The sequence below is a fragment of the Williamsia sp. genome, from assembly GCF_016462415.1.
GTDB lineage: Bacteria > Actinomycetota > Actinomycetes > Mycobacteriales > Mycobacteriaceae > Williamsia_A.
Map to the genome: position 1 here is coordinate 1 of NZ_JAEMTF010000219.1, position 2161 is coordinate 2161.

Sequence of the window (2161 nt, forward strand, 5' to 3'; positions counted from 1 at the left end):
CCTCGACCGACCTCCCTCGAATCAGCTCAGCGATCAACGAACGCTCGTCATGCTCGCCGACGGTGATGCGGACTTCCGCATTCAATGACGCACAGCCCTCGTCGCCCGCTGTACTCAGAATTGAGCACTCAGGACTCGTCGACGTCCACCCCGTACCGTCGCGCGAAATCGCCCAGGTCGTCGTCGTAGCCCTGCCCCAATGCACGTAGCCGCCACGCACCGTTGCGGCGATAGATCTCGGCGATGATCATCGAACGCTCAGTGGTAGCGCCGTCGAGGACCGCGGTGGCAATGGTCGCATCGTCGGTATCGGCGGTCACCGACAACGCCCCGAGCTCGCCGAAATGGGCACCGTCCGAGATGGCCGCCCCGATGACGATCCGGTGGACTTCGGCATCCACCAGACCGAGATCGACCCGAACTCCCTGCTCACAGTTGCCGTCGATGCTGATTGCCACGGCGCGGTCAGGACTGGCGGGTTGGTTGTAGAACACGAATTCGTCGTCGGAGAGCACGTTTTCGTCAACGCCCAGCTCGAAAGCGACGACATCGACCTCCATCGCTTCGTCGAAGTCTGCCCGCCACGAGACGTTGACCGTGAAAGCGGTCGCGACCGCTGGGAGGTCGATCACCGCTCCCGGGGCGAGTACGGGCGCGATCCACTCTCGAGTAGGTGACACGGACGGCACCTCGTCGGGCAGGTCGAGAGCGGTGTCCACATCGGCCATGCTCAGCAGCGTCAGGTCGCGCTCCACGATCTTCGGCATGCGCGGGTCGCCGTCACCGCCGTCGAGAACGAGAACGTCGGTCACACCCGCAGTGAGGTTGACGGCCGGCGTCGCGCTGAGTTGGACCAGTCGTGACCGCATCACGGTCGCTTCCAGGTGGCTGCCACCGACTACGAGGATCCGGCGCCCGCTGAACACTCCGACGGACGATGAGACGAGTGTCGGGGTCGGCACCGGCCTGGCCCGTTCGGGTTCTGGCCTGGGCTCGCGGACCGCGGGTACCGGCCCCGGCTCCACAGGCGCATCGACCGGAACGCCGGGCACCACCCGCGCGAGGAGTTCGAGCACCGACGTCTCACTCACGATCGGGATTCCGCGCGTCGCAGCCATCTGTAGTTTTCTGGAGCCGGTCCGCGGATCGTTGCTGACGACCAGCCCCGTCTTACCGCTCGCCGAGTTCATGACATCGAGCCCGGCGTCAGTCAACCGCCGGGCGAGCTGAGAGCGCGGCATACGGGTGTCGCCGGTGATGACCACCTTCGTGCCTTGCACCAAGCCGACCGCCTCGCTGTACCTTCCCGGGTTCCGCCATGGCGATGGCGTTCGAGTGACACGTCCAGGAAATGCGCGAGCGGTTGCCGTACAGGGCGTGACCGGGAGCTCGAGGCCAATCTGTCGCGCGAGTGCCACGCTGTTGCGGAACACCGCCGCAAGTGTCTGGACGTCGTCTCGGGCATCATGTGCGGCGCGCTGCCGGATGCCCCAATAGGTCGCCAGCGTCGACAGCTTGACGTTGGGAACGTCGAGTTGCAGCCTGCGCGCGAGAGCCACGGTGCACATCCGGTGCGTGACCGGCAGAGGCAGCGCCAGGCGGTCCATCTCGGCGGCCAAGAACCCATGGTCGAAGGACGCATTGTGTGCCACCAGGGTTCGATCATGCAGCAGACGAGTGAGGCGCGGATGCGACGAATCAAATGTCGGTGAACCGCGAAGCTTCTCGCGAGTCAGTCGATGAATATGAACGGGCCCTGGGTCGCACCCGGGATCGAACAACGAGTGGTACTCGTCAACGATTTGATCGCCGTCCACGGCGAGCACCGCCATGCTCAGCACACGATGGTGCCGGGCGTTGACTCCCGAGGTCTCGACATCAACAAGGGCCCAACGGTCGCCTGTCACCCGGGTGATGTTGTCAGAACCGCACGCGAATCGGTCATCAACGCCGTACTCCGAACGTACGAACTTGCGCAGTGTCCACCGACGCTGCGACGTGGCTCCCCCGACCTGCTAGGCATGACGAATGGCCGGTACTCGTGCGCGCGGATCAACTGCTTCGATAGCCCTGATCGCTCTGGTCCTCGCAGGATGCTCGTCGACCGACGGCAGCCCATCGTCGCAACCCACGACGGTCGTGACCGTCACCGAGTCGGCGT

1 protein-coding gene is annotated in these 2161 nt (G+C 65.0%); it reads right to left on the bottom strand.

What is annotated here, in order from left to right; translation table 11 throughout:
* Nucleotides 1–128: 128 nt before the first annotated feature.
* Nucleotides 129–1907: a TerD family protein gene (locus tag JHC79_RS23495; RefSeq protein ID WP_296395471.1), complete on the bottom strand. Its 1779-nt coding sequence runs from the start codon at nucleotides 1905–1907 to the stop codon at nucleotides 129–131.
* Nucleotides 1908–2161: the final 254 nt, after the last annotated feature.